This window comes from Halosolutus sp. DAT137, assembly GCF_059736405.1.
In genome coordinates this window covers 73447-97576 of record NZ_JCAQID010000002.1, presented here as the reverse complement: position 1 = coordinate 97576, position 24130 = coordinate 73447, and the positions used below count along the sequence as shown (strand labels likewise).

The window sequence follows — 24130 nt, the reverse complement described above, 5'->3', positions numbered from 1 at the left end:
TCACTCGGCGGCCGTTGCCTCGGCCTCCGGGTCGGTCTTGCGACCGCCGCGGCCGCCGAAGAGCCGTCCGCCGGCCGTGAGCACGTACAGGACCGCGAGGCCGAGCATATAGGTCAGCGCGATCGGGAACGCCACGAGCAACATCGTGAGGATCCCTTTCGGGCTGGCGAAGGCGGCGACGGTGAAGATGCCGACGACGACGGGCCGCCAGCGGTTGAGCATCGTTCGATAGTTGACGATGCCGCCGACGTGGAACAGGGCCATCGTGACGATGATGTTGAACAGGAAGCCGACGCCGAAGGTCGTGTAGATCACGAGCCACGAGAAGCTGTTGATCCGGTAGGTGACGACCATCTGGTTCTGGATCGCGTCGGTGATGAGATACGAGATGACCGCCGGGGCGATCCAGTAAAAGCCGAGGAAGAGGCCGACCCCGAAGCCGAGAAACAGCGTTCCGCCCCAGACGAGGAAGATCCGCGGATCGCCGCGGACGAGGCCGCGCTCTCTGGCCGCCGGCCAGCCCCAGTACAGGATCAGCGGCGCGACGGAGATGAACGCCAGGATCGTACTGACTTTCACCATGAAGATCAGCACCTCGACGGGATGAAGCGCGATGACGAGACCGAGTTCGCCAATTAAATCCGTCGTCACTTCTTCCGTGGTCGCCGTCTCGTCGGTCACTTCCGCGAGAACCTCGGGCGGAACCCGATCGACGAACTGGGCGAGGATGACTCCGAACCCGCCCTGGTAGAGCGCGAGGAACGAGCCGCCGAGGACGGCCATGAAGACGCCCACGATGTAGATCGTTTTCGAGGTGAGGCTGTCGACGATGAACGCGAGGTCGTAGGCGTAGCCGCCGATGTCGTCCTCGGTCGTTTCCTCCTCGGTGAAGGGGTCGAGCATGCCGGCGGCGGTACTCGAAAAGAGGCTCCCCTCCTCGTCGCCACCGCCGCTTGTCGACCCCGAGGCGGCGCTTGCCGCGCCGGACGCCCCGGAGCCGTCGCCGCCACCTTCCCCGTCCCCGTGTTGCTGTGCCTGGAGCGTATCGAACCGGTTCAGAATGGCTTCGGCTTTGGCCCGATCGTCGTCGTACATCGCCTGTCGGGAGTACTCGAGGGCCTGTTCTTCTTCCATTTCGAGGAAGACCGGGGCCGGCAGTTCCCTGATGTCCTCGACGGCGAGCGTTCCGAAGTCGACGTCTTCGGGGTCGTCGGCGGCTCGAATGTCGCCCTCGCGCGGGTAGACGGGCGCTTGCAACACTTTCACCGTGTAGCCGACGAGGAGGAGGAGGCCGACGACCGCGGCGACCACTGCGCCGGTGGCGACCTCGCCCAGCAGGCCGTACTCGGCAACGAGCGACTCGAGTCCGGAGCCGAGCGTCAGCGACCCTTCGGGTCGGATCGCGGAGGGAAGCAGCGGAAAGACGGACTCCTCGACGTACTCGAGGCCGTACTGGTTGAGGAAGACGGCGGTCGCGCCAGCGACGAGTCCCATCGCGCCGACGAACTGGAGAACCCGCCGTTTGACGAGTCCGGTACCGGCGTCGAGTTCGGCCGCGCCGCGTCGGCGCATGTTCGCGACGACTTTCGCGAGACCGAGGCTGAAGACGTACAGCGCGACCAGCGGCAGCGCCCACATGATCAGCGTGAACGGGTCCGGCGGTGAGAACAGCGCGCCGAAGACGGTGATAGCGACGATCGCGTGTCGCCACTTGTCCCGGAACGTCTCGTAGGAGACGATCTCGGTGTACGACAGCACGCTCATCAGCAGGGGAAGCTGTGCGGCGAGGCCAAAGGAGATCGTCAACAGGGCGATAAACTCGGTGAACTCGGTGATCCCCCAGCTCGGGTTGACGCCGGCGTCGTGGGCGACGGCACCGAGGAAGTCGAACGCGTAGGGAAAGAAGACCGCGTAGGCGTAGACGACGCCGATCCAGAACAGTCCGATCGAGGTGAGGGCGAGCGCGGCCAGATACGCCTTCGAGACGGGGACGACCGACTCGACGCCCCGCTCTCGGAGTGCGTCCCGCGAGTAGTAGAGCAACGCCGGCAACGCGAATATCGCGCCGACAAACATCCCGATTTTCGCCTGTAACAGGATGACCTCGAACGGCGTTCGCGTAATGATGTTGGTCGCCGCGGCGACCTCCTCGCTCATCTCGGCTTTCGCCGTCGCTTCGAGGAAGTCCCAGATGTATATTCGCAGGGCGTAAAACGAGCCGATAAAGCCGATGACGAAGACGATAAAGACCTTCTGGAGGTGCGTCTGCGCACTCGAGAGCAGCGCCCCGATCGTTTCCCGGCCGGTGGTGATAGCTCGGGCTGTATCCTCGCCGACGGCAGAACTCATTGACTGGTGGTTGGTAACCGAGTTCCAGTTATCAACCTTTCGAGTAGGAGAGCGCGCCGACGGCTGAGGTGTGGGAAGAGAACGCGTGGTGACGGCTGGAGACGAGTGTTCCGGCCACCTGCCCGGAGTGGTTGTAAGAAAAAGGCCTATAACCGCCGCCCTATCTATATCTCGATAGATGTCGGACCAGCCGGGAGCAGGTGGGGACGACGAGAGCCACGACGAGCCACGGGACTCCTCGGAAGACCACATCCCGGATTCCGAATCGACTCCTGACGGCTCTCATTCGCCCGATCCCGAGGAACTGGATGAACCCGTCGAAGCCGAGGTGTCTCCGGAAACCGACGAGATTGCGGAGACCGACGCTTCCGCGAACGAAACCCGAACCGACGGCGAAGGCGTGGTCGGAGACCACCCCGACCCCGATCGTGGCGAGACGAGCTATCCCGACCCGGACGACGATATCGGCGGCATCTCCACGCCGCCGGACGACGAGGAGATGCCCCTGGCCGACCACATCGAGGAGATGGTGCTCCGGCTCGCGGTCGTCCTCCTCGTCGGTGCCGCCGGGACCGCGATCGGGCTGTTGTGGGCCTCGCAGGCGATCGGACACATCTGGCTCAACGTCTTTCCGTACACTACTGACCAGGTGCCGCCGCCGCACATCTACCATCCGCTGGAGCTGTGGCTGACCCGGATCAAGCTCTCGGCGCTGCTCGGGATCATGGTCGCACTCCCAGCGTTCGTTTACGAGTGTTACCTGTTTATGCGCCCGGGGCTGTATCCCCACGAGCGGAAGTACTATCTCGCGGCCGTCCCGATGAGCGTCATCCTCGCCGGCGTCGGAATGCTGTTTTCGTACCTGCTGGTCCTGCCCATTCTGTTCCAGTACTTCACGTTCTACGCCGAGGGGAGCGCGAACATCGCCTACGCGCTCGGTGAGACGTTCAACCTGATCATCACGCTCACCGGCTTCCTCGCGGTCGTCTTCCAGATTCCGCTGTTTATCATGCTCGCGATCATGATGGGCGTGACGACCCGCCGCTGGCTCGCCCAGAAGCGCCTCTATTTCTGGGCGGGATTCGCGGGGCTGTCGTTTATGTTCACCGTCGATCCGACGATGATGGCACCCGTCCTCGTCGCGATCACGATGATCATCCTGTTCGAGGGGACCCTGCTGGTGTTGAAGTGGGTCGGCAGGGAGTAGCCGACCCCGGTTGGCCGCGGCTCCGTGTTCGTTCTCGGTCGGTCCTCGAGCGGTCGCCAGCGACCGATCCGTCCCGGTCTGGCGGGCCCGTGGACGCCCGCCGGATCGATCTCGTTCAGCCGCCGATCTTACAGCCTTATATCCCTCTTATGCGTTCGTACATTGCGGAGCCGCACCGTTTCCGCAACGAAAGCTAACGATTTGTAAACGATTACTGTTTAGTAACATCAAACGTTCTCTTATACTGTGAATCAGTGGATGATCTCGGCGCAATCGACCTCCACAAGGTGTGATTATGGATCACACAGTCTTCTCCCGAACCGCCCACGGAGGTGGCGTCCGTGACGGACCTCGTCCCAACGACGTGTCTGCGGTGTGCGGTCGGCTGTGGCCACGTTCAACAGGGTGTCGAGCAGGGATACGGTCTCGATATCGTTCGCGGCGACGCCGCCCACCCGGTCAATCGGGGTCTCGCCTGTCAGCGCGGCGTCAGCGAAACTGCGGACCCCGACGGGACGTGGCTGACCCGCCCGCTCGAGCGCCGCGACGGCGAACTCGTCCCGACGACCTGGGAATCCGCCCTCGCACGCGCCGCCGAGGGTCTCGGACGCGCACTCGAAACCGATCGCGACAGCGTCGCCGTCCTCGGCAGCGGTCAGCAGACCAACGAAGCGGCCTACGCGCTCGGCAAACTCGCCCGCGGCGGGTTCGGGACGCGGTACTACGACGCCAACACGACGCTGTGTATGGCGAGTGCGGTTACCGCCTACTACGACGCTTTCGGTAGCGACGCCCCGCCACCGACGTACGACGACATCCCTGACGCGAAAACACACCTCGTCTGGGGTGCGAACCCGTCAGCCGCGCATCCGGTGTTGTTCCGGTGGATCCGCCAGTCCGCAGACGACGACGATTCGGAACTGATCGTGATCGATCCGATCGAGAGCGAGACCGCCGACGTGGCTGACCATCACGTCTCGCCTGACCCCGGGAAGGATCTCGCGCTCGCCCGTGCAGTCCTCGCGCGCGTCGTCGAAACCGATCGCGTCGACGAGGACTTCGTCGCCGAGGCTACCGACGGTTTCGACGCGCTCCGTGACGAGCTTCCCGACGCGGCCGAGGCCGCAGCCACCGCCGGCGTCCCACTTGCGGATGTCGATCGACTCGCCGCCGCCCTCGACGATCCGACCCTGCTCTACTGGGGGATGGGTGTCAACCAGAGCGTCAACGGGACGGCCACGTCGGCCGCGCTGATCGATTGCTGTCTGGCGACGGGGAACCTGCGCCCCGGCTCGGGACCGTTCTCGCTCACCGGACAGGCGAATTCGATGGGGACGCGAGTCTGTTCCTCGAAGGGAAGCTGGCCCGGCCACCGTCCGTTCGACGATCCGGCCCACCGCGAGGCGGTAGCCGAGGCGTGGGACGTTCCCCGCTCGCGACTCCCCGACGATCCCGGTCCGGGACCGGTCGGCATCGTCGACGCGATCGGCGACGACGTCGAGGCCGTCTACGCGGTCGCGACCAACCCCGCCGCGGGGCTGCCCGATGCGAGCAGAGCGCGCGACAAACTCGAGGACGCCTTCCTCGTCGTTCAGGACGCCTTCCGCAGCGAGACGGTCGAATTCGCGGACGTCGTCTTTCCGGCGGCGACGTGGGGCGAATCCGACGGCACCGTCACCAACATGGAACGGACGATCTCCCGTGTTCGCTCCGCGAGCGAAACGCCTGCGGGCGTCAAAAGCGACCTCGAATGGATCGGCGCACTCGCCGATCGACTCGTTCTGGACCTTTTCGACGAGCCGCTCGAACCCGAGATGGTATTCGACGAGTTCGCGGCGCTGACCGCGGGAACGCCCGCGGACTGTTCGGGGCTGAGTTACGATCGACTCGAGGTCGAGGTTGCGGTTCGCTGGCCGGCACCCGAACCGGACGTCGCCGGGGGGTACCGGTATTACGAGGGCGACGCCACACCCGAAACCGGAGAGCGGGGCGATGGGGCGGCGTCGTGGTCGTTCCCGACCGACACCGGCCGCGCGCAGTTTTCCAGCGCCGACGCCCAGCCGCTTCCCGAACCGATCAACGAGGCGTATCCGCTGACGTTGACGACCGCGCGCCGAGCCGACGCGTACAACACCGGCGTCCGAACCCGCGAGTCGGAGCCGCCGATCGCGCGCGTCAGTCCTGCGACCGCGGCGGCCTTCACCCAGGAACTCGACGATGGGACTGAGGAAGCCGCCTCCGACGAGCGCCGATACGGACGCGTCGTCTCTCGCCGGGCGTCGATCGACGTTCGCGTCGAACCGGATCCATCGATCCCCGACGGGATGGTCTGGCTGCCGATCCACCACCCGTCGGTCAACGACCTCACGCTCCCGACGGTCGACCCGCGATCGAGAGAGCCCAACTTCAAGCAGTGTGCCGTCCGTCTGTCATCGCCACGCGATCGGCACGGCCAGTCGATCGCCGCCCCGACAGCAAGTGACTGACCGCGTTGTTTTTTTGACCGCGACGATCGCGAGCGGATTCGGTTCGACGCCGATCTGTGGTCTGACGGTCGCCGCGTGTCTCTTGCGACCATCGACGGAAGCTGTCTGCCGCCCGGCTGCTGGTTGCAGCGGATCGAGCACCGATCGTCGCGTTTCTCGCCGCCCATTTTCCAGTTTGTCCCGGTTCGGGTCGACGGGAACGTCCTAATACAGACTATATTCGATTGCACATCCGACGCGTGCGACAAAGCAACTCCAAAAAGTAGCGTTTTGTAAACGATTATCGTTATATGGTTCAGACACGTGGCGATAAAATATGAATTGCAGTGTATTTGGAGTGCAGGAAGGGAGAATGCGTAACGATCGTTGGATTGGTTTTGAGGTGGTCACCGATGGTGCATAAAAAAGAGGAGTACAAGGACGGTTGCTACGGCGACGAGGTACGCGAGCACATTCTCGAGTTTGCCGAGACGGGCTTCGAGGCGATTCCCGAAGACGAGTACGACGAGTGGTTCACCCGGTTCAAATTCTGGGGACTCTTCCACCACCGCAGCGGGCAGGAGTCGTACTTCATGATGCGCCTGACGAACGCGAGCGGGATTCTCGAACCCGGCCAGCTCCGTGCGATCGCCGAGGTCGCACGGGACTACGCGAAGGGGCCAGTCGAGAACCCCGAGTTCGGAAACGGCTGGATCGACCTCACGACCCGCCAGTCCGTCCAGTTGCACTGGATCGAACTGGAGGACGTGCCCGCGGTCTGGGAGACACTCGAGAGCGCGGGCGTCACCTCCCGATCGGCGGGCGGGGACACGATGCGCAACATCTCCGGTCCCGCGCTGGCCGGAAAGGTCGAGGAGTACGTCGACACGCTCCCGCTGCTCGAACGCTTTCAGGAGGAACTCCGCGGCGACGACGTGCTCTCGAACATGCCTCGAAAGTTCAACATCAGCGTCAACGCCGACATGGTCGGCTCCGCTCAGGATTCGATCAACGACATCGGCTTCGAGGCCGCACGAAAGGAGATCGATGATGAGGAAGTCCGCGGGTTCAACGTCCGGATCGGGGGCGGTCTCGGCGGCCGCAAGCCCCGCGCTGCGACGCCACTCGATGTCTTCGTCCGGCCCGAAAACGCCTACGAGGTCGGTCGCGGCTTCGTCGAACTCTACCACGATCATGGGAACCGCCAGACGCGATCGAAAAACCGCGCCCGATTCTTCGCCGAGGAGTGGGGAATGGAGCAGATTCGCGAGACGCTTCAGGAGGAGTACGTCGACTTCGAGATGCACACCGCGGGCGAGGACTTCCGCGAGGAGTACACCTACAACGCCGGCAAATCGTCCTCGGAGGGACCGATCGACTACGTCGGCGTCCACGACCAGAGAGACGGCCGGAACTACGTCGGTCTCTCCGTACCGATCGGTCGGATGCCCGCCGAGGACGCGATCGAACTGGCAGACCTCGCGGACGAGTACGGCTCCGGAGAGGTTCGCCTGACCCGGCGGCAGAACGCGGTGATCGTAGACGTTCCCGACGAGAAACTAGACGCCTTGCTCGACGAGCCCCTGCTCGGGGCGTACCGACCCGAACCGAGCGTCTTCGAGCGCGGGGCGATGGCCTGTACGGGCACCGAGTTCTGCTCGCTCGCGCTGACGGAGACGAAAGCCCGGATGGCGCGGATGCTGCGCTGGTTCAACGCGAACGTCGATCTCCCCGACGACATCGAGACGATCAAGATGCACTACTCGGGCTGTACCGCCGACTGCGGGCAGGCGATGACGGCCGACATCGGCCTGCAGGGAATGCGCGCCCGAAAAAACGACGAGATGGTCGAAGCGTTCGACATCGGCGTCGGCGGCGGGATCGGCGAAGAGCCGTCGTTCGTCGAGTGGGTTCAACAGCGCGTTCCCGCCGACGAGGCTCCGGGGGCGATCCGAAACTTGCTCGAAGCGTTCGCGGCCCACCGCTCGTCGGGCCAGACGTTCCGCGAGTGGGTCGAGGCGACCGGTACCGAGGCGCTCATCGAGTTCTGCGAACCCGAAGAGACGGATTTCGAGGCTCCGTACATGGCCGACGGCAAGCAAGCGTGGTACCCCTTTGCCGAAACCGAATCTGCAGCGGCCGCGGCGAGTGAGGAATCCGTCGCGCCGTCGGACGACTAACGCCGTCTGATCCGGCTCGATTCGAATATCGAGGATGCCGGGGCTGATAATTAGCGAGCGGACGAATGGGGGGGCTGGTCGTCAGTGGGTAAAAATACGAAGGCCAGTTATCGGAGCAGGTCGCGAAGGACGCGTCCGAGCCGATCGATAAACGAGGGCGTCGGCGTTCCGGGCAGGTAGACTGGCGTGTCGTTCTGTTCGATCTGTTCGACTTCCGTTGGATCAGTTGGTGCTGGTTCCGTCATAGTTGACCGTTGGGACCGGTCCTATTTAGGATTTGGCAACGATAGTTTTACAATCAAAAACCAAAGATCGTTATTGAGAAACACTCTCACGGTACTGTGTCTGTCGGCAGGCCCGTACCCTCGCCGGTAGGAAGGGGGTTCTCCAGCCGTCGTCACTGACCGTTCTGCGCTTCATCGGGCACCTTACCGTCTAGATTCTCGCGGTTCGTACGTCTCGAGCTACCGGTGATCGCGGGTTCGGTGGTGGGCGTACTCGAGCGCGTCTTCGAGCGAACCGGGACCGTCGTAGGAGGCCGAGAACAGATCCATGAACTGAACGGCGATTCCGTTACAGCGCTCGAACCGAAGGACGGTCCTGACCTGCATCGTCTCCGAAAAATCGAGACCGGGGTAGCTCGTCACGGTGAGTCGATAGCCGGGGTGGTCTTCGCCGTCGAGCGAAGCCGGTGCGACCCTCACCCGAAGATCGCCCGATTCGTGGCGGTAGATTCGGTACTCCATCTCCCGATCGCTGTGGCCTGGGGTATACGTCCGACACTCTTCGATCGTCCAGTCGGGCGGCACGTCGGCGTCCATCGATAACTGATACTGGTGGAAAGGCTACGTCCGTATCGCATTGTGCAATATTATCGGACGCAAGTTCAGAAACACAATCCATGGTGGGTTCACGACGCGGAATGCGGTTATATTCTGGACGAATGTGCCCTCTTCCCGCTCGGTTTCTGACGATCGAGAATCCGGCGCGGGTTCCGGGAGGGCCCGCGATCAATTTCCGGACGGTCGGCGGCGATCAGTCGTCGGTTCCGGCGTCGGTCGCGAAGACGTCTTCGACGACGGGGTCGTCGGTTTGTCGCACTCGTTCGGACTCGCTTGCCGGGCTGACACTGCCGGTTCGATACCCGTGTAGGTCGAGTGTGACGTGTTCGAACCCGATCTCTGTGAGTTCCGCACGGACGGTTTCGACGAACTCCACCTCCAGTGCGCGCTCGAGTTCCTCGGGCGAGACCTCGATACGCGCGAGCCCGTCGTGGTCGCGGACGCGGAACTGGTCGAACCCCCACTGGCGAAGTAAGGCCTCGGCCTGCTCGACGCGCGTGAGGCGGCCCTCGGTCACCGACAGCCCCGTCGGAATGCGCGAGGAGAGACAGGCCATCGAGGGTTTCTCCGCCACGGAGAGCCCGTAGTGGCTGGCTATCGACCTGACCTCTGCTTTCGTTATGCCGTGATCCAGAAGCGGTGAGCAGATGTCGAGTTCGTCGACCGCCCGTAGCCCCGGCCGATGGCCAGCGCCCGGATCGTCGGCGTTCGTCCCGTCGCAGACGGTTTCGATACCGTGGTCGCGTGCCGTCTCGATCATCTCGCCGAGTCGCATCGTCCGGCAGTGATAGCAGCGATCGTCGTCGTTCGCGACGAAATCGTCGCTTTCGAGTTCGGAGAAGGCGACGATTTCGTGGCGGATACCGATCTCGTCGGCCACTCGCTTCGCGTCTTCGAGTTCCGCGTCGGGTAGCGTCTCGCTCTTTGCGGTGCAGGCAACTGCGTCCGCGCCGAGGGCGTCGTGGGCGAGCGCGGCCACCACGCTCGAATCGACCCCGCCGGAGAACGCGACCAGCACGCCGTCGTGGGTCTCGAGGTCGGCGCGTGCGGCCTCGAGTTTCGCCTCGACCCGTGTCATGATCCCTCGTTCGCACTGGACGGGCAAAAGCGCGTTGTCGTCTACCCGTGTCTCGTCCGTCCGTGTCGTTCGATCGCGCACGACCCGAGAGCGGACAGCGTCGTGGCGGCGTCTCGCCGCTCGTCAGGACCCGTTCTCGATGCACGATGGCGCGACCTCGACGTGTGTAAACTCGAACCGAGCGCCGCCGTCGCTGCTTTCGGTCACGGTCGCCGTCCAGCCGTGTGCGCTGGCAATTTCGGCCACGATCGATAGCCCGAACCCGGTTCCATCGGGTTCCGTCGAGTAGCCGCGTTCGAGCACTCGATCGCGATCGGTCTCGGGGATGCCGGGACCGTCGTCTGCGACGTAGAATCCGATCGTCTCACCCGACTCTCGTCCCGTGCCGGTACGTCCCGCCTCACGTTCGGTGCCGTCGATGGTCCCGATCGTGATCGTTACGTCGGGTCCGCCGTGCTCGACGGCGTTACGGATCAGGTTTTCGAGCAACTGTTGTATTCGGCTTCGGTCGGCACACACGTCGGACTCCCCCTCGACGGCCAGCGTTGCGTTTTCGGTTTCGACGGTCCGCCAGCAGTGGTCGGCCAGGGTCGAAAGCGAGACGGCTTCGAACTCGGTGACGGCCTCGCCTTCTCGAGCGATCGTCAGCAGATCGTCGACGAGCGAGGCGATCCGATCGTGGGACTCAGCGACGATGTCGAGTGACTCACTGCCACGGTTGGACCGCGCTTGTTCGAGGTGTCCTTGCGCGACGTTTAGCGGGTTCCGAATGTCGTGGGAAACGATGTTCGTGAACTCGTCGAGGCGTTCGTTCTGTCGCTCCAGTTCTCGCTGGTAGCGTTTTCGTTCCGTGATTCGGGTACTGATTCCGATGATTCCGTTTATTTCGCCGTCGGAGCCGTACCACGGCACTTTCGACGTGAGCGTCCACTCGTCGGAAAGCTGTGCGTACTCCTCTTTGTGAATAATCGAGTCGCCCGTCTCGATGACGCGCCTGTCGTCGGCGTAGGCCGCACACTGATGATCGCTCTCGGCAATTTCGGTGTCGATCTTCCCGAGAATCTCGTCACGGCAGTACGAATTGATCAACAGATCGTCCGTTTCGTGGTCGATCCGATCGATGAGGTGGTTGCTCACGCGAAGGTGTCGCCCCTCTGTGTCTTTGACGAACAGGTGAATCGGCACCTGATCGAAAATCTCGTCCAGCAGATTGCTGTCGGCCTGCAGTCGCTCCGTCCGTCGGTGGGTCTCGACGGCATCGATAACTCGTTCGGACAGTTCGTCGCCGGAGACGTTCTCCGCCGTCGGCCGCAGGTAGTCGGTTGCCCCGAGCGAGAACGCCTCGCTGGCGATCGCTTCCGAGCCCTCGTCGGTGACGAGGAAAAACGGCAGTTCCGGATCAGACTCCCGGACCGCTTCGAGAAACTGGAGTCCGTTTTGGTCGGGGAGTCGGTAGCCGGCGACGATGCAGTCGATCGACTCGCGTCGCCGTTCCAGTCGACGCAGCGCTGCAGTTGCAGTCGTCTCTGAGACGATCTCAAGGCGAGGATCTGACCGCGCGGGATCGATCGAGAGTTCCAGGCGCTGTTCAGGGACGCGAAGCACCTGGATCGATTCGCTCATCTGTCTGCTGGTCGTTCTCGGTCCACACTAATTTGTTTATTGGCACGATTACTGATAGTTAAACCGGAGTTTCGATTGATTACCTTCCCCTTCTAACCGATAATTCGCGGCGCTTCGGGACCGTCCGTGCCGTCAACAGCCTGCCCGACCGTTAAGACGCTCCCGGTGGTAGCCTTTCGTTCACTCGATCATGTCTCTACCCGACCGACTGCGCCGGATTCGATCACTTCCCGACACCGAGGGGCACACCGACGAAACCGACGGCCGCTCGCGAGCGGAACACGCCGCCGGCGCGGCCGCCCGCGGACTGCAGGCCGGTTTCGTCGCGACCGTCATCATGACGGCGTTCCGGCTTCCAATTTTGCGATCGCTCCCGCCATCAGCGAACTTCTGGGCGCAGTACGTCTCCGGCGGCGACCCCGAGGATCATCCGGTTATCGGCCTCGTCTTGCACCTCGCGTACGGCGTCCAGGCCGGCGCGCTCTTCGGTGCCCTCTTTGCCCTTCAGGACGCCGAGCGATCGATCGAACCGGAACAGCGCGGCATCGTCTGGGGGATGATCTACGGGATGGCGCTGTCGGCGTTCGGCTCGCAGGTCATGCTGAACGACCTGCTCGACATTCGACTCGACACTGACGAACTCGCGCTCTTTCACGCCGGTCACCTCGTCTACGGACTGTCTCTCGGTGCCTGGGTCGGCTCGCGAACCGAAGGCGTCGAGGATCCAGAACGGGAGTACGAGTACGGCGACGGAAACTGACTTCACAACTTCCCCTGGCCCAGTATCTAACGTTAATAACTACTTTTGGCAGCTGTTAACCTCTGCTAGCCGTATTACGATCGCCCGATCGCGCTCATAACAACCTGTTTAGGTGACCGCCACCGCCGTGTCCGTATGGAACTCGGGCTCGTCGCTGGTGTCGTCCTGATCGGGTTCGTTCACGGCGTCTTGCCCGACCACGGCTGGCCGATCGCGGCGACGTACGCGCTCAACCGACAGCGCCGCTGGCTGTACGGCTTTCTGGCTGCGCTGATTCTCGGCGTCGGCCATCTGATCAGTAGCGTCGTCCTCGTGCTCGCGTACTTCTGGTTCGCCACGTTCGCCGAGTTCGCAGAGGGCCCGTGGCTCCGCTACGTCGCGGGGGCGCTCCTGATCGCACTCGGTCTCTACGAGTACCGACACGGCGGGCACGGAACGCACGAGCACGATCACAGCCACGGTGGCGATCACGACGGCGACTACGATCACGGCCACGCCGTCGACACAGACGGCTCCGGGCACGACGTGGAACGCCACAACCACCACGACCACCACGATAACACCCATCACGCCGACGAACCGGACGCTGGCATCCTCGATCGCGTCCGCTCGGCACTTCCCGGCGGGGGCGGCCACCAGCACTTGAGCGAAGAACACGCCGAACGGGGGTTGGCCGCGCTCGGAATGACCGCCCTGCTGCTCGGGTTCGCACACGAGGAACCCATCCAGATTTTGGCGATCTGCGTCGGGACGGCGTTCTGTCTCGAACTCATGCTCATCTACTCGATCGCGGTGATCGTCGCGATTATCCTGCCGACGCTGCTGTTGATCGCCGGCTACGAACACCACCGCGAGCGGATCGAACAGTACACGCCCTACTTGCCGCTGCTGACGGCGGTCGTTCTCGTCGGCATGGGACTCGCGTTCATCACCGGCCTCATCTGACCGACTCGCGAGGCGAGACGCGAGTTCGATCGTTTGCTCAGAACTCGACCGTCCCGAGCAAGGCGTCGACCTCGGCTTCGAGTGCGCTGGCGTACTCGAGTCGCAGCTCGCGGGCGTCTCCGCGCGTAACGTACTCCCGCCCATCGATCCGGGTCGAAATCGGATGGTAGTCGTCGACCGAAAACCCCATTCGATCGAGATATCCGCTGACGTCGTCGTTCTCGAGACCCTCGTAGATGGCACCTTCGGCCAGATCACAGGCAGTGTCGAAGTCGGGGAGCGTAACTTCCGCACTCGAGACGCGACCGGGATCGCTGCCGGACTGGTCGTCGATCTGGACGTCCGTATGGTGGATCCGCTCCATGATCGACCGGAGCTCGTCGGTTAGCCGAAGGAGCTGGCTCGGAAGCGCCGCGTCGGGCGATCGCCACTCGACGGTCGGCATCGCCTCTCGGAGCCGAACCGGGGTCCAGACCACGTCGTCGGGCGAGAAGTGCTCCTCGACTGCCGCTTCGTCGACGCCCGCTTCGATCGCGGCCTCCTCGAACTCCTCGTAGCGGCGTTCCAGGCGGCGGTGCCACTCGCCGACGTTCTCGACGTACGCCCAGAGCTGTCCGTGTTTCGGGTACTCCTCGTATACGTGCTTGCGATACCAGTCGGCTCGCGCCCCGTTCGCGACGCGATCGCCCTGGACGTGCGGCGACGAATTGACGAGTGCGAGCGCCGAATCCAGCGCGATGAGCGTGTTGAGCTGGTCGGTGACGTTTCGCTTCTCGACGTGGATGTGAGTCCCCGCGCAGTATTTCGCTCGCTCGAAGTCCGACCCCACGACCTGTTTTTGAATCCGGCCCCGCTCGCCGGAGCGTCGTTCGATCCCGCCGCAGTTGATGGGGGTTCCGAGGGGAACGAGTCGCCTGTCCAGTTCGTCGGCTCGCGAGAGAACCGCGTCGAGTTCCTCGAGGAACTGCCGCCGAAGCTCCTCGATCGACTCGCAGGGTGACGTCTTCAGTTCGAGCAGCGGTTCGACGAACTCCTCGACGGTCTGCTCAGAGACGCCGGTGAGCGCGTCAGCCGGCGCGAGCCGTCCGTCCAGATCGATTACCCAGTACTCGACTTCGATGCTGATGTTCATAGCTCGCGTCCGGCGGCCGCTGACTGTCCCGTCAGTTCGACCGATTCGATCGAGTCGATCGGTGAAAACCGACTTCCTCGGTCCACGGGCCGGATTCGGGTGCGTTCGGTCGAATCGCTCCGGCCTGCACCCGCCTGCGCTATTTGCGTTCGGTCGACGGCCACAGCTTCGGCCCCGGCTGCGATACCCGCCTACCCGCCGGCCTTCGCGATCGGTTGCTCCTGGGACTGGGGACGCGGATTCGTGGCGTCGCTCGGCCAAACACCGGTTCGTTTCGACCCGATTCGGCATGGAACGGCCACGCCAAAACGTTTCACCGCGCTCGTGGACGTGCGCCTATGACCACGACCGAGACGTTCGCCCGATTCGTCCAGGAGACCGAGTACGACGACCTCTCTGCGGACGTACGCGACGCGCTCACCGGTCGGCTGCTCGACTCGATCGGCATCGCGATCGCCGCGGAGGGCGCGGAGCCGCCGCGAGCCGTCCAACGGACGGTAACCGCCCTCGACGATGGCGGCCCCTGTACGCTCTGGCGACGGGATGCGAGCGCGTCGCCGGTCCAGGCCGCGATGCACAACACCGCGCTCGTCAGGGATCTCGATTACATGGACTCGTTTCTCGCGCCCGGGGAGACGCCCCACCCGAGCGACAACACCGCTGCCGTCCTCGCCGCGGGGGAGTACGCCGACGCCGCCGGTGAGGAGTTGCTCGCCGGGCTGGCGATCGCCTACGAGATACAGGGAGAACTCGCCTGGAAGGCTCCGGTTCGCGACAAGGGATTCGACCACGTCACCCACACCGTCATCTCGGCCGCGGCAGGCGCGTCGAAACTCCTCGGACTCGACTTCGAGGAGACGCGGAACGCGATCGCGATCGCAGGGACCGCACACAACGCGCTTCGCGTGACCCGGACCGGGGAGATCAACGAGTGGAAGGGTCTCGCATCGGCGAACGCAGCGCGTAACGCGGTCTATTCGACAATGCTCGCCGCAAATGGTGTTTCCGGACCGCGGACGCTCTTCGAGGGACAGAAGGGCTGGCAGGACGTGATCTCCGGCCCGTTCGAAGTCGAATTGACGCCCGGCGAGCGCGTCCACGACGTGATGACGAAACGGTACGTTGCCGAAACCTACGCCCAGTCCGCAGTCGAGGGGATCATCGAACTAGCCGAACGAGAGGACCTCGACCCTGCGACGGTCGCGGGAATCAAACTCGAGACGTTCGCCGGCGCGAAGCTCATCATCGGCGGTGGCGAAGGAAACCGATACGAGGTCGAGACCAGGGCGCAGGCGGATCACTCGCTGCCGTACATGCTCGCCGTTGCGCTGCTCGACCGCGACCTTTCACTCGCACAGTACGACCCCGAGCGCATCCGACGCGACGATGTCCAGGACCTGTTGCGGATCGTCGATGTCACCGAGGACCCCGTCCTCACCGAGCGCTTCGAGGCGGGCGAGATGCCCGCCGTCATCGACGTGACGATGGACGACGGCACGACCTATCGGGTCGAGAAGGAGGCCTTCCGCGGCCATCCCAGGAACCCGATCGGCTGGGACGGCTTAGAGGAGAAGTTCGAGACTGTCACCGATGGGCACATCGACGACGAACGCCGGGCGTCGCTTCTCGAGACGATTCGGAGTATCGACGACCACGAGGTTACGGATCTGACGACCTTACTCGCCTGATCGACACCTCACTCGGCTGACTGCCACCTGACCACCTCACTCGGCTGACCGTCGCCGCTACTAACGTGCGTGTTACCGTTTTGGTGGTGCTCGTGGTGGCTGTGTCCATGTCCGACGATCACGAGTCCGATCGCGCCTTCGACTTTCTGCAGGTCAACGAACGCGAGGGAAAACCCCGGGAGAACGGACTCACCGAGATTCGCGGTCCGTACTACGACCCGATGGGACCGCGCGAACTGCGCGACATCCTCGAGACGATGGGAGCGTATGTGGACATCTACAAGTTCTCCGGCGGGTCGTTCGCGCTGATGCCCGAGGAGGTCGTCCGGGAACTGATCGAGATCTGCCACGACCACGACGTGCAGGTGTCGACCGGCGGGTTCATCGAACACGTGCTGATTCGGGACTACGATCAGGTCGATCGCTACGTCGAGGAAGCCGCGAATCTCGGCTTCGATATCGTCGAAATCTCGAGCGGATTTCTCGCGATCGATACCGACGATCTGGTCGCGCTGACGGAACTCGTCTGCGATCACGGCCTGAAGGCGAAGCCGGAGATCAACGTCCAGTTCGGGGCCGGCGGCGCTTCGAGCGTCGAGGAACTCGAGTCGGAGACGACGATCGATCCGACGAGCGCGATCGAGGAAGGAAAGCGCCATCTCGAGGCCGGCGCGTACAAGATCATGGTCGAGTCGGAGGGAATTACCGAGCAGGTCCGCGACTGGCGAACCGACGTTGCGTTCGAGATCGCGAACGGACTCGGCGTCGAGAATTGCGTCTTCGAGGCCGCCGACCCCGCGGTGTTCGAGTGGTACGTAAAGCAGTTCGGCCCGAAGGTAAATCTCTTCGTCGACAACTCCCAGATCGTCGAACTCGAGTGTATGCGATCGGGCCTGTGGGGCAAGAAGTCGACCTGGGGACGGATCGCGAGCTACGGCGACGACTGATGGACGTGAACAGGCGACTGATGGTCGAGGGGCGCGCCGGAACGATTGACGCCAGCGAGACAAAGAAACGGCGCGTGACGGCATGACTACTATTACCCATCTCCTCCTCGTTGGGTTCGTCCATGACGGTTCGACCGCACGCCGGTCAGCTTCTCGCCCGACTCGATCGCCCGATCGCGACCGAGCCGACCCGAATCGCCGTCCTTTCGGACGTGCATCTCGCGACGGATGCGACGGGGACGTGGAAGGTGTTCCACCGGACCGAACGCCACCTCCGCGGTGCCGTCACGGCGGTCAACCAGCGCGACATCGACGGGGTGGTCGTCGCGGGCGACCTGACGCGCAACGGGGTTCCCGAGGAATTCGACCTGTTCGACGACCTCGTCGGATTCGAGCCGCCGACGGTCGCGGTCCCCGGCAATCACGACTTTCCGACGACGTTCGACGAGCGCGCGTCGCTCCCGATCTCGGGCTTCGAAGAACGCTACACGCCCGGCGGGCTGCCGTTTCAGATCCGGTTTGGCGACCTGACCGTCTTCGGCCTGAACAGCCACGCCGCAAGCCCCGACTCGCCGGCGGAGACGTGGGACGGTCGCGTCGACGCAGAACAACTCATGTGGCTCGACGACGCGCTGACCACCACAGACACCGACGCCTCCATCGTCGTGATTCATCACAATCTGCCGGCGACGGGCGACCTCTACACCCGCTACGGGAACGAGTTACCGGTCAACGGCGAGGTCCCCGGCTTTTCCAACCCGGAGCCGCTGGTGGATCTCCTCGTGACCCACGATGTCGCACTGGTCGTCACCGGGCACCTTCACTTCCCCGCGATCGAGCGCGCCGACGGCGTCACGGAACTCACCGTCCCGGCGGTGTCGTCGTTCCCGCACGCGCTGCTCGTCCTCGAGACCGATCGGGAGGGGACGGTCGTCCGACTCGTGCCGCTGACTGACGGCGACGGAATGGTCGAATCGGTCGCACACGGCTACGAGAAAGACCGCGTGTTGCTCTCGGCGGCCCAGATTGCGACGTTTCCGCTGGTCGACGACTTCGCGTGACAGTCTCCCCGGTGAACGCCGGGGTTCCCAGCCACGCGAGTCGCCCGCGGGTCAGGGGGTATCGCCCGCGACGATCGCCCTGAAGTTCTCGAAGACGGCCGTCACATCGATCGCCTCGAAGCCGCATTCGCCGTCGGTCCAGCCGAAGTCGGCTGCGAGTCGATCGCGGAGGGCGACGGTGAACTCGGGGTGGAACTGGACGGTCCACAGCGGCGCGTCCCGGTGGCGTGTGCCGAAGGCCTCGTAGTAGTCGGTCGAGGCGATCACCTCGAGGCCCTCACCCGGTTCGGTGACGACGTCGCCGTGGACGGCGGGTACGGTCGTCGAAACGCCATCGAAGAGGAGGTCGTCCGCGAAATCGGCCGAGACTGGACGGCTGGTCGTGCCGACGTGCTCGACCGTTCCGCCGAGCGCCGCGTTGACCACCTGGTGGCCGAAACAGACGCCGAGCGTGGGTATCTCGCGATCGATCAGTTCCCGGACGAGTCGCTGCTGGTCGTCGATCCACGGGCGCTCGTCGACTTCGTAGACGCCCGCAGTCGAGCCCGTCAGGACCACGCCCTCGGCGCGATCGAGATCGGGGCGTTCGCCGGCCGGATAGTCAACCTCTCGGGCGTCGGGAAAGTAGCTTGCGAGGGCATCACAGTGGTATTCTGCCTCCGAGTCGACCTCGTTGCGGACGAGGACCAGCGTCGGCGCTCCCATCGCTCTGTATTCGAGCGCGATCGGAAAAAACGCTACCGGACCGGCGAGTCGAGTCCGGCGCGGCGTCAGCACCGTCGAACACGCGAATTGCAAGCCGAGTTTCGACCGATCAGGCGGTCTTCGATCCCGACGACCCCTCACCCGGCCGGACCAGCTTGAGAAGCCCCTGTGCGGCCAGGCCGATGATCGTCCACTTCCAGGCGAGGACGGCGACGCCGAGGAGCAACACCGCTCGCGCGTTTTTGCCCCGATCGAGCGACTGTTTCGCTTCCGAGAGCACCGAGAGGACGGTCAGCGATCGGGTCGCTCGGGAGCCGAGGAGCTTTTTGAGTACCATACCTGTCCTACGGGGGCCGACGGGATAACGGGTCCGCCGGAGCGCGCAAGCGATCGGATGGGCGCGTGACCGCGGTTTCGATCACTGCGGAGGACGATCGGAACTACCATTTAGTCGCTCCCGTTGCCGCCGCGTCGCCGCTTGAGGAGGTATCCGGCACCAGCGGTCCCGGCGATCGTTCCGAAGACGCCGAATCCGGGGACGGCATCCTCCGACCCGCTGTCGTCTCCCCCGTCGTCACTAGCTGCTGACTCCGCATCGTCGGTCTCGGTCGTCTCTGCATCGTCGGTCGCGTCCGCCTCGCTCGCCTCTCCGACGGTTACGTCTTCGGTGACCGTCTCCTCGCTGCCGTCGTCGAAGACGATCGTCAGTTCGACGGCGTACTCTCCCGGATCACCGAACTGGTGGGTCGTCGTTTCTCCGCTCGCGGTGGCGCCGTCGTCGAAGTCCCAGGTGGCCGCGGCGATTCCCAGCCGTCCCGTCTCCGACTCGCTCGCGTCGAAGGTCACCTCATCCCGGGTTGACGGTGACTCCGGCGTTGCACTGAACGCCACCTCCGGAACGAGGCGCTGTCTGAACTCGTCGACGGATTCGCCCTCGATGCTTCGCCGGTGAAACTCCACGATATCGTCGGCGGCGGGACGCGGCGTGTGGCCGGCGTCTTCGTAGACGCGGAACTGCGCGTCGACGCCCGCGTTCTGGTACAACTCCTGTGAGCGGACGAACCGATCGTTGATCATATCCTCCCCGTACACGTCGAGTGCGAGTTGGCGGAGGTCGTCGTCGGTCCACGCGTCGTCGTACGGAATGGTGTCGTTGTCGTCCTCCGCACCCATGTAGAGAAACTGGTTCACCTCGCTCACGGCGTCGGTGTCGACCGGTTCGCCGGTTAATTTCTCGACGTCCGCGATGCCGACGTGGAACGGCAGCGCTTCGCCGTCGACCGTCTCGACGGGCAACAGAGGCATCCCGTTCAGTCCGCCGGCGGTCACGGAGAGAACGCGATCGGGGTGGAGGTGTGCGAACCGATCGACGAAGTTCCCCGACGCCGAGAAGCCGTTCAAGATGACGTCCCTTTGGCCGCTTCGGACGGGATACCCGCGGTCACGAAGGCGGTCCTGGGCGTCCTCGACCATCCGGATGATCTGCCGGTCGATCCGTTCTAACGGCCCGTCGTCGATCCCCAGCGTGGTGTCGTCGAGGGCGTGCGTGTAGTGCGTCCAGTCGACGGGGTCGTTTCCCGGCCGCGGGAACGCTGGAACGACGAACGGGACTCCGATCCGATCTGCAAGCCACATTCTGGAGTCGTGTATGCGCTGGGCGGCTTCCCTGTGTACTTCAAAGTCGTCGTCGGACGTGCCGGTGTTGACAGGTTCGACGAGGACGGGTTTCTCGTCCGGTTCTTCACCCTCTCTCACCAGCGCGTCGGGCGCGTACAGGTAGTATGGATAGTTGAATCCGCTCTCGGGATCGGCGTCGACGAGCGTCTGCTCGATGCCGTCGATGCGCTCCGGCGGATTTTCGACCTCGACGATCGCCGTCTCCCGGGCCAGTGTCGAGCCGTTCGATTCCTGGAGCGTCGCGGTGAGTTCGTGCTCTCCGGCGGCGAGGGGCGAGTTTTCCGGGGTCAGGTCGGCGTTCTCCACGACGTCTCCCGCAGCCAGGTTGAGTCGTCGCTGCGGGTCACCGACGATGTCTGCAAAGCCGTCCCGACCGATCACGACGAACGCGTCTACGTCGGTTCCAACCCGCGCGATCGTCAGTGCCGTCCCGTCGCTTTGCTGATCCTCGAAGACGAGTTCCGGCTCCGGATCAACACGGCCGGCACTCGCGACTCCGGCGATGGCGGACCCGGCGAGTGTCACGCTCGCCGTTTTCAGCATCGTTCGTCGATCGATCCAGCCCGTTCCGTCGATTCGTTCCAGTTCCGGTTCCTCGCTGCCACCCTCGCGTTGCCCTCCTCCCATCGATACTGGCAGTGGGCCGACCGAACTGATAGTCCTACTGGCCGACAGGTCCGCGCCGATCGTCCCACTGCAGGCCTCCTGTCCTTTTATACGGATCGTTGTACCGTTTTGTCGGTGATCGCTTTCCCAGTCGAACGATTATCGGTAACGAATTACAGTACACCGTATGACAGTCACCGGCGATCACATCGCGTCGGGAGAGTGGAGAATCGGTCATAGAGCCTGAAGGGGAGTAAGACGACGGTTCGACGCTCTACCACCAGAGGGACGAGTCCGCCGATCAGCGTGACGTACGGACCAATTCCCGCGATAAAGATACCTGACCAGCCGTAGTGGGCGAATAAAAACCACACCGAGAGGCAGACGGCGACAGCCCCGACGCCTGCTCTGTACGCGTTGGTGCCGATCCGTCGATCGTCAACCAGCGTTCCGAGCGATGCAGTACCCGCGAGTACGAGGGTTACGAGCCCGTACGTTTCCGTGCCTGAATCCATTCCTGCAATCTTGGCCAGCGGCACGTGCTCGTACGATGGATTTGCGACGACCCACGGAAGGAACGCCCCGAGGACGAGTAGACCAAGACCGACCCACGCTGTCAGCCTCGAGAGCGCGCTCATAGTTTCGTGTGAACTGTTCGAATTATAACTTTTTTGATAGCCGGGACCGTGTCTGCTCCTTCCCTGTTGTGTTCGAGGCGTTCGTACGCTGATCTTCGCGCCCGTACGTTAATTCTCCGTCCAACACTGCCACGCTACTTCGACCTATCCGATCGGGTGCACGGCCTCTCGTCGGGCGGGAGCTTTTTCTCGCTTCGCTGGGATACGGCGGATACGAAGCATGGACCTCGAGTCGATTCCGGGCGTCGGCGAGAAGACTGCCCGGGCGCTGTCGGAACTCGACGAGCCCGAACGAGCGCTGCGCACGGGCGACGTCGCGCGGATCGCCGAGGCCCCCGGCCTGTCCCAGGGGCGAGCGGCCCGCATCGCACGCGGGGCGATCCGCCGCGACCACGACGATCCCGGCGGGTTTCTCGCGACCGATCGCGCCCGCGAGGTCTACCGTGCGGTGCTCGGCCTCTTGCAGGAGCGCACCGTCACCGATTACGCGGCCCAGCGAATCGAGACGATCTATCCCAGTCCCTGCCGATCGCGCATCGAGGAGGTCCAGGCCTTCGCCGCGGACGCCGTCGACCGGGACTACGACGAGGCCGTCCTCGAGGCACTCGAGGGCGTCGAGCCGCTCGCGACGCCGGGCGACGTTCGGGTCCGAGAGCGCTGTCTGGCGACGACGGACGCCGAGCGCTACAGCGAGGCCCGCGAGGCGATTCCAGAACTCTCCGTCGAGGTCGTCGAGGACGCCCAGGGCCTCGCGGAACTCGCTCGCGGCTACGCGACGGTGATCGCCCTCGACGAATCGTTCGCCGGCGTCACCGTCGACGGCGACGTTCAGGTTCGCCCCGACGCGCTCGAGAACCCGGCCGAAATCGTCCCCGAACGCCCGTTGGCCTTTTTCGCCCGAAACCGCGATCGGCTGCGGGCGGCGATCGAGGTCCACCGCGCGGCCGACCTCGATCCGGTCTGTGACCTCGACGCGCTCGAAGACGGCCTCTCGCGGCTCGACGAAGACGGAACGGTCGCGGGCGACGACGAACTCGATCGGCTGACGACGGCCGTGGACGATCTCGACGCGGCGGCGGGGACGGCCGAAAGCGTCGCGAACGATCGCCTGCGGGAGGCGATCCGCGAACAGGACGTGACGATCGAAGGGGCTGACCTCCTCTCGCTGGTCGAACGCGGCGCGGGCGTCGACTCCCTGCTCTCGCGGGAACTGGCCGACGAATACGCGGCGGCGGTCGAGGCCGCCCGCGAGCACCTTATCGAGGCGATCGATCTCGATCAGGGAGAGTCCGAGATCGCCCGCCGGGCGTTCAGCGACGAACCGACGTTTCCGGTCGAACGGGACGAGGACGCGATCGGTCGGCTCCGCGAGGAACTCACGGCCGCGAAGGAGCGACGCGCGGGGCGGCTCAAACGCGACCTCGCGTCGGATCTCGCCGACCAGCGGGAAGGGGCCCGCCAACTCGTGCGGGACGCGCTCGAACTCGACGTCGAACTCGCGATCGCGCGCTTTGCCCGCGAGTACGAGTGTACGATGCCCGAGTTCGTCTGGACAGCAGACGGTGATTCAGGGAAACCCGCTGGCTTTGCGATCGAGGGCGGACGGTCGCCGCTGCTGAACGAACCGTTCGCCGCGATCGACCCTGTCGACTACGACGTCTCTGGCGTCGCACTGCTTTCGGGGGTCAACAGCGGCGGGAAGACCTCGACGCTGGATCTCGTCGCGAGCGTGGTCGTCCTCGCCCACATGGGACTCCCGGTCCCCGCCGAGCGCGTCGAACTCCGGCGGTTCGACGACCTCCACTACCACGCCAAGAGCCAGGGGACCCTCGACGCCGGAGCGTTCGAGACGACGGTCCGGGAATTTGCCGACCTCGCGGCGGGCGGCGAGGGATCGCTCGTCCTCGTGGACGAACTCGAGAGCATCACCGAACCGGGGGCCAGCGCGAAGATCATCGCCGGCATCCTCGAAGCCCTCTCCGAAAACGGTGCGACGGCGGTCTTCGTCTCCCACCTGGCGGGCGAGATCCGCGAGATGGCCGACTACCCCGTTACGATCGACGGGATCGAGGCCGTCGGCCTGGTCGACGGCGAACTCGAGGTGAACCGATCGCCCGTCAAGGACCACCTGGCTCGATCGACGCCGGAACTGATCGTCGAGAAACTCGCCGGCGAGCGCGAGGCGTCGTTTTACGATCGGCTGCTCGAGAAGTTCGAGTGAGCGTCC

19 protein-coding genes are annotated in these 24130 nt (G+C 64.3%); 9 read left to right on the top strand and 10 right to left on the bottom strand.

Annotated elements, in window-relative coordinates; all coding sequences use genetic code 11:
• A complete protein-coding gene (locus AC6I6L_RS06525) occupies nt 1-2349 on the bottom strand; it encodes a twin-arginine translocase subunit TatC (RefSeq protein ID WP_497916929.1) in 2349 nt (782 codons plus the stop codon).
• A gap of 178 nt (nt 2350-2527) precedes the next feature.
• Between AC6I6L_RS06525 and tatC the strand changes: the two genes are divergently transcribed.
• The 3 genes from tatC to AC6I6L_RS06510 all read left to right on the top strand — a co-directional run bounded on the left by tatC (nt 2528) and on the right by AC6I6L_RS06510 (nt 8201).
• Complete coding sequence (gene tatC / locus AC6I6L_RS06520) at nt 2528-3556, top strand: twin-arginine translocase subunit TatC (protein WP_497916928.1); 1029 nt, start codon at nt 2528-2530, stop codon at nt 3554-3556.
• A gap of 341 nt (nt 3557-3897) precedes the next feature.
• Nucleotides 3898-6042: an assimilatory nitrate reductase NasA gene (nasA, locus tag AC6I6L_RS06515; RefSeq protein ID WP_497916927.1), complete on the top strand. Its 2145-nt coding sequence runs from the start codon at nt 3898-3900 to the stop codon at nt 6040-6042.
• Nucleotides 6043-6434: 392 nt separating this feature from the next.
• On the top strand, nt 6435-8201 hold the full coding sequence (locus AC6I6L_RS06510) for a nitrite/sulfite reductase (protein WP_497916926.1): 1767 nt from the start codon (nt 6435-6437) through the stop codon (nt 8199-8201).
• 107 nt (nt 8202-8308) lie between these two features.
• On the opposite strand, the gene AC6I6L_RS06505 is transcribed toward AC6I6L_RS06510, so the two are convergent.
• The 4 genes from AC6I6L_RS06505 to AC6I6L_RS06490 all read right to left on the bottom strand — a co-directional run bounded on the left by AC6I6L_RS06505 (nt 8309) and on the right by AC6I6L_RS06490 (nt 11744).
• On the bottom strand, nt 8309-8446 hold the full coding sequence (locus tag AC6I6L_RS06505; protein WP_497916925.1) for a hypothetical protein: 138 nt from the start codon (nt 8444-8446) through the stop codon (nt 8309-8311).
• Nucleotides 8447-8665: 219 nt separating this feature from the next.
• On the bottom strand, nt 8666-9022 hold the full coding sequence (locus tag AC6I6L_RS06500; RefSeq protein ID WP_497916924.1) for a hypothetical protein: 357 nt from the start codon (nt 9020-9022) through the stop codon (nt 8666-8668).
• Between the two features lie 214 nt (nt 9023-9236).
• On the bottom strand, nt 9237-10121 hold the full coding sequence (gene larE, locus AC6I6L_RS06495; protein ID WP_497916923.1) for an ATP-dependent sacrificial sulfur transferase LarE: 885 nt from the start codon (nt 10119-10121) through the stop codon (nt 9237-9239).
• A gap of 123 nt (nt 10122-10244) precedes the next feature.
• Nucleotides 10245-11744, bottom strand: a complete 1500-nt coding sequence (locus AC6I6L_RS06490; protein ID WP_497916922.1) for a receiver/sensor box histidine kinase — start codon at nt 11742-11744, stop codon at nt 10245-10247.
• A gap of 190 nt (nt 11745-11934) precedes the next feature.
• Here AC6I6L_RS06490 and AC6I6L_RS06485 point away from each other — a divergent pair, with 190 nt between their 5' ends.
• Both AC6I6L_RS06485 and AC6I6L_RS06480 read left to right on the top strand, forming a co-directional pair.
• Nucleotides 11935-12504, top strand: a complete 570-nt coding sequence (locus tag AC6I6L_RS06485) for a DUF6789 family protein (RefSeq protein WP_497916921.1) — start codon at nt 11935-11937, stop codon at nt 12502-12504.
• 135 nt (nt 12505-12639) lie between these two features.
• Nucleotides 12640-13449 (top strand): sulfite exporter TauE/SafE family protein, encoded by an 810-nt coding sequence (locus AC6I6L_RS06480; RefSeq protein ID WP_497916920.1) that lies wholly within the window; start codon nt 12640-12642, stop codon nt 13447-13449.
• A 37-nt stretch (nt 13450-13486) separates the two neighbouring features.
• Here AC6I6L_RS06480 and AC6I6L_RS06475 read toward each other — a convergent pair whose 3' ends face one another.
• Nucleotides 13487-14581: a glutamate-cysteine ligase family protein gene (locus AC6I6L_RS06475; RefSeq protein ID WP_497916919.1), complete on the bottom strand. Its 1095-nt coding sequence runs from the start codon at nt 14579-14581 to the stop codon at nt 13487-13489.
• Nucleotides 14582-14919: 338 nt separating this feature from the next.
• Between AC6I6L_RS06475 and AC6I6L_RS06470 the strand changes: the two genes are divergently transcribed.
• From AC6I6L_RS06470 to AC6I6L_RS06460, 3 genes are all read left to right on the top strand, one after another.
• Entirely contained in the window at nt 14920-16269 is a 1350-nt protein-coding gene (locus AC6I6L_RS06470; protein WP_497916918.1) for an MmgE/PrpD family protein, read from the top strand.
• A 107-nt stretch (nt 16270-16376) separates the two neighbouring features.
• The gene (locus tag AC6I6L_RS06465) at nt 16377-17216 is read left to right on the top strand and encodes a phosphosulfolactate synthase (protein WP_497916917.1); all 840 of its coding nucleotides are present in this window, start codon (nt 16377-16379) and stop codon (nt 17214-17216) included.
• 122 nt (nt 17217-17338) lie between these two features.
• Nucleotides 17339-18277: a metallophosphoesterase family protein gene (locus tag AC6I6L_RS06460; RefSeq protein WP_497916916.1), complete on the top strand. Its 939-nt coding sequence runs from the start codon at nt 17339-17341 to the stop codon at nt 18275-18277.
• A gap of 51 nt (nt 18278-18328) precedes the next feature.
• Here the strand turns inward: AC6I6L_RS06460 and AC6I6L_RS06455 are convergent, their stop codons facing one another.
• From AC6I6L_RS06455 to AC6I6L_RS06440, 4 genes are all read right to left on the bottom strand, one after another.
• Complete coding sequence (locus AC6I6L_RS06455; RefSeq protein ID WP_497916915.1) at nt 18329-18982, bottom strand: type 1 glutamine amidotransferase; 654 nt, start codon at nt 18980-18982, stop codon at nt 18329-18331.
• Nucleotides 18983-19091: 109 nt separating this feature from the next.
• The gene (locus AC6I6L_RS06450) at nt 19092-19319 is read right to left on the bottom strand and encodes a hypothetical protein (protein ID WP_497916914.1); all 228 of its coding nucleotides are present in this window, start codon (nt 19317-19319) and stop codon (nt 19092-19094) included.
• A gap of 110 nt (nt 19320-19429) precedes the next feature.
• On the bottom strand, nt 19430-21286 hold the full coding sequence (locus AC6I6L_RS06445; RefSeq protein ID WP_497916913.1) for a PKD domain-containing protein: 1857 nt from the start codon (nt 21284-21286) through the stop codon (nt 19430-19432).
• A 173-nt stretch (nt 21287-21459) separates the two neighbouring features.
• Nucleotides 21460-21903 (bottom strand): hypothetical protein, encoded by a 444-nt coding sequence (locus tag AC6I6L_RS06440; protein ID WP_497916912.1) that lies wholly within the window; start codon nt 21901-21903, stop codon nt 21460-21462.
• 220 nt (nt 21904-22123) lie between these two features.
• Here AC6I6L_RS06440 and AC6I6L_RS06435 point away from each other — a divergent pair, with 220 nt between their 5' ends.
• Nucleotides 22124-24124, top strand: coding sequence for a MutS-related protein (locus tag AC6I6L_RS06435; protein WP_497916911.1), 2001 nt, complete (start codon nt 22124-22126; stop codon nt 24122-24124).
• Nucleotides 24125-24130: the final 6 nt, after the last annotated feature.

Coding starts and splice junctions, on each gene's coding strand:
- AC6I6L_RS06525 (WP_497916929.1), bottom strand. CDS start 2,349: ATGAGTTCTGCCGTCGGCGAGGATACAGCCCGAGCTATCACCACCGGC.
- tatC (WP_497916928.1), top strand. CDS start 2,528: ATGTCGGACCAGCCGGGAGCAGGTGGGGACGACGAGAGCCACGACGAG.
- AC6I6L_RS06510 (WP_497916926.1), top strand. CDS start 6,435: ATGGTGCATAAAAAAGAGGAGTACAAGGACGGTTGCTACGGCGACGAG.
- AC6I6L_RS06505 (WP_497916925.1), bottom strand. CDS start 8,446: ATGACGGAACCAGCACCAACTGATCCAACGGAAGTCGAACAGATCGAA.
- AC6I6L_RS06500 (WP_497916924.1), bottom strand. CDS start 9,022: ATGGACGCCGACGTGCCGCCCGACTGGACGATCGAAGAGTGTCGGACG.
- larE (WP_497916923.1), bottom strand. CDS start 10,121: ATGACACGGGTCGAGGCGAAACTCGAGGCCGCACGCGCCGACCTCGAG.
- AC6I6L_RS06490 (WP_497916922.1), bottom strand. CDS start 11,744: ATGAGCGAATCGATCCAGGTGCTTCGCGTCCCTGAACAGCGCCTGGAA.
- AC6I6L_RS06485 (WP_497916921.1), top strand. CDS start 11,935: ATGTCTCTACCCGACCGACTGCGCCGGATTCGATCACTTCCCGACACC.
- AC6I6L_RS06480 (WP_497916920.1), top strand. CDS start 12,640: ATGGAACTCGGGCTCGTCGCTGGTGTCGTCCTGATCGGGTTCGTTCAC.
- AC6I6L_RS06475 (WP_497916919.1), bottom strand. CDS start 14,581: ATGAACATCAGCATCGAAGTCGAGTACTGGGTAATCGATCTGGACGGA.
- AC6I6L_RS06470 (WP_497916918.1), top strand. CDS start 14,920: ATGACCACGACCGAGACGTTCGCCCGATTCGTCCAGGAGACCGAGTAC.
- AC6I6L_RS06465 (WP_497916917.1), top strand. CDS start 16,377: ATGTCCGACGATCACGAGTCCGATCGCGCCTTCGACTTTCTGCAGGTC.
- AC6I6L_RS06460 (WP_497916916.1), top strand. CDS start 17,339: ATGACGGTTCGACCGCACGCCGGTCAGCTTCTCGCCCGACTCGATCGC.
- AC6I6L_RS06455 (WP_497916915.1), bottom strand. CDS start 18,982: ATGGGAGCGCCGACGCTGGTCCTCGTCCGCAACGAGGTCGACTCGGAG.
- AC6I6L_RS06450 (WP_497916914.1), bottom strand. CDS start 19,319: ATGGTACTCAAAAAGCTCCTCGGCTCCCGAGCGACCCGATCGCTGACC.
- AC6I6L_RS06445 (WP_497916913.1), bottom strand. CDS start 21,286: ATGGGAGGAGGGCAACGCGAGGGTGGCAGCGAGGAACCGGAACTGGAA.
- AC6I6L_RS06440 (WP_497916912.1), bottom strand. CDS start 21,903: ATGAGCGCGCTCTCGAGGCTGACAGCGTGGGTCGGTCTTGGTCTACTC.
- AC6I6L_RS06435 (WP_497916911.1), top strand. CDS start 22,124: ATGGACCTCGAGTCGATTCCGGGCGTCGGCGAGAAGACTGCCCGGGCG.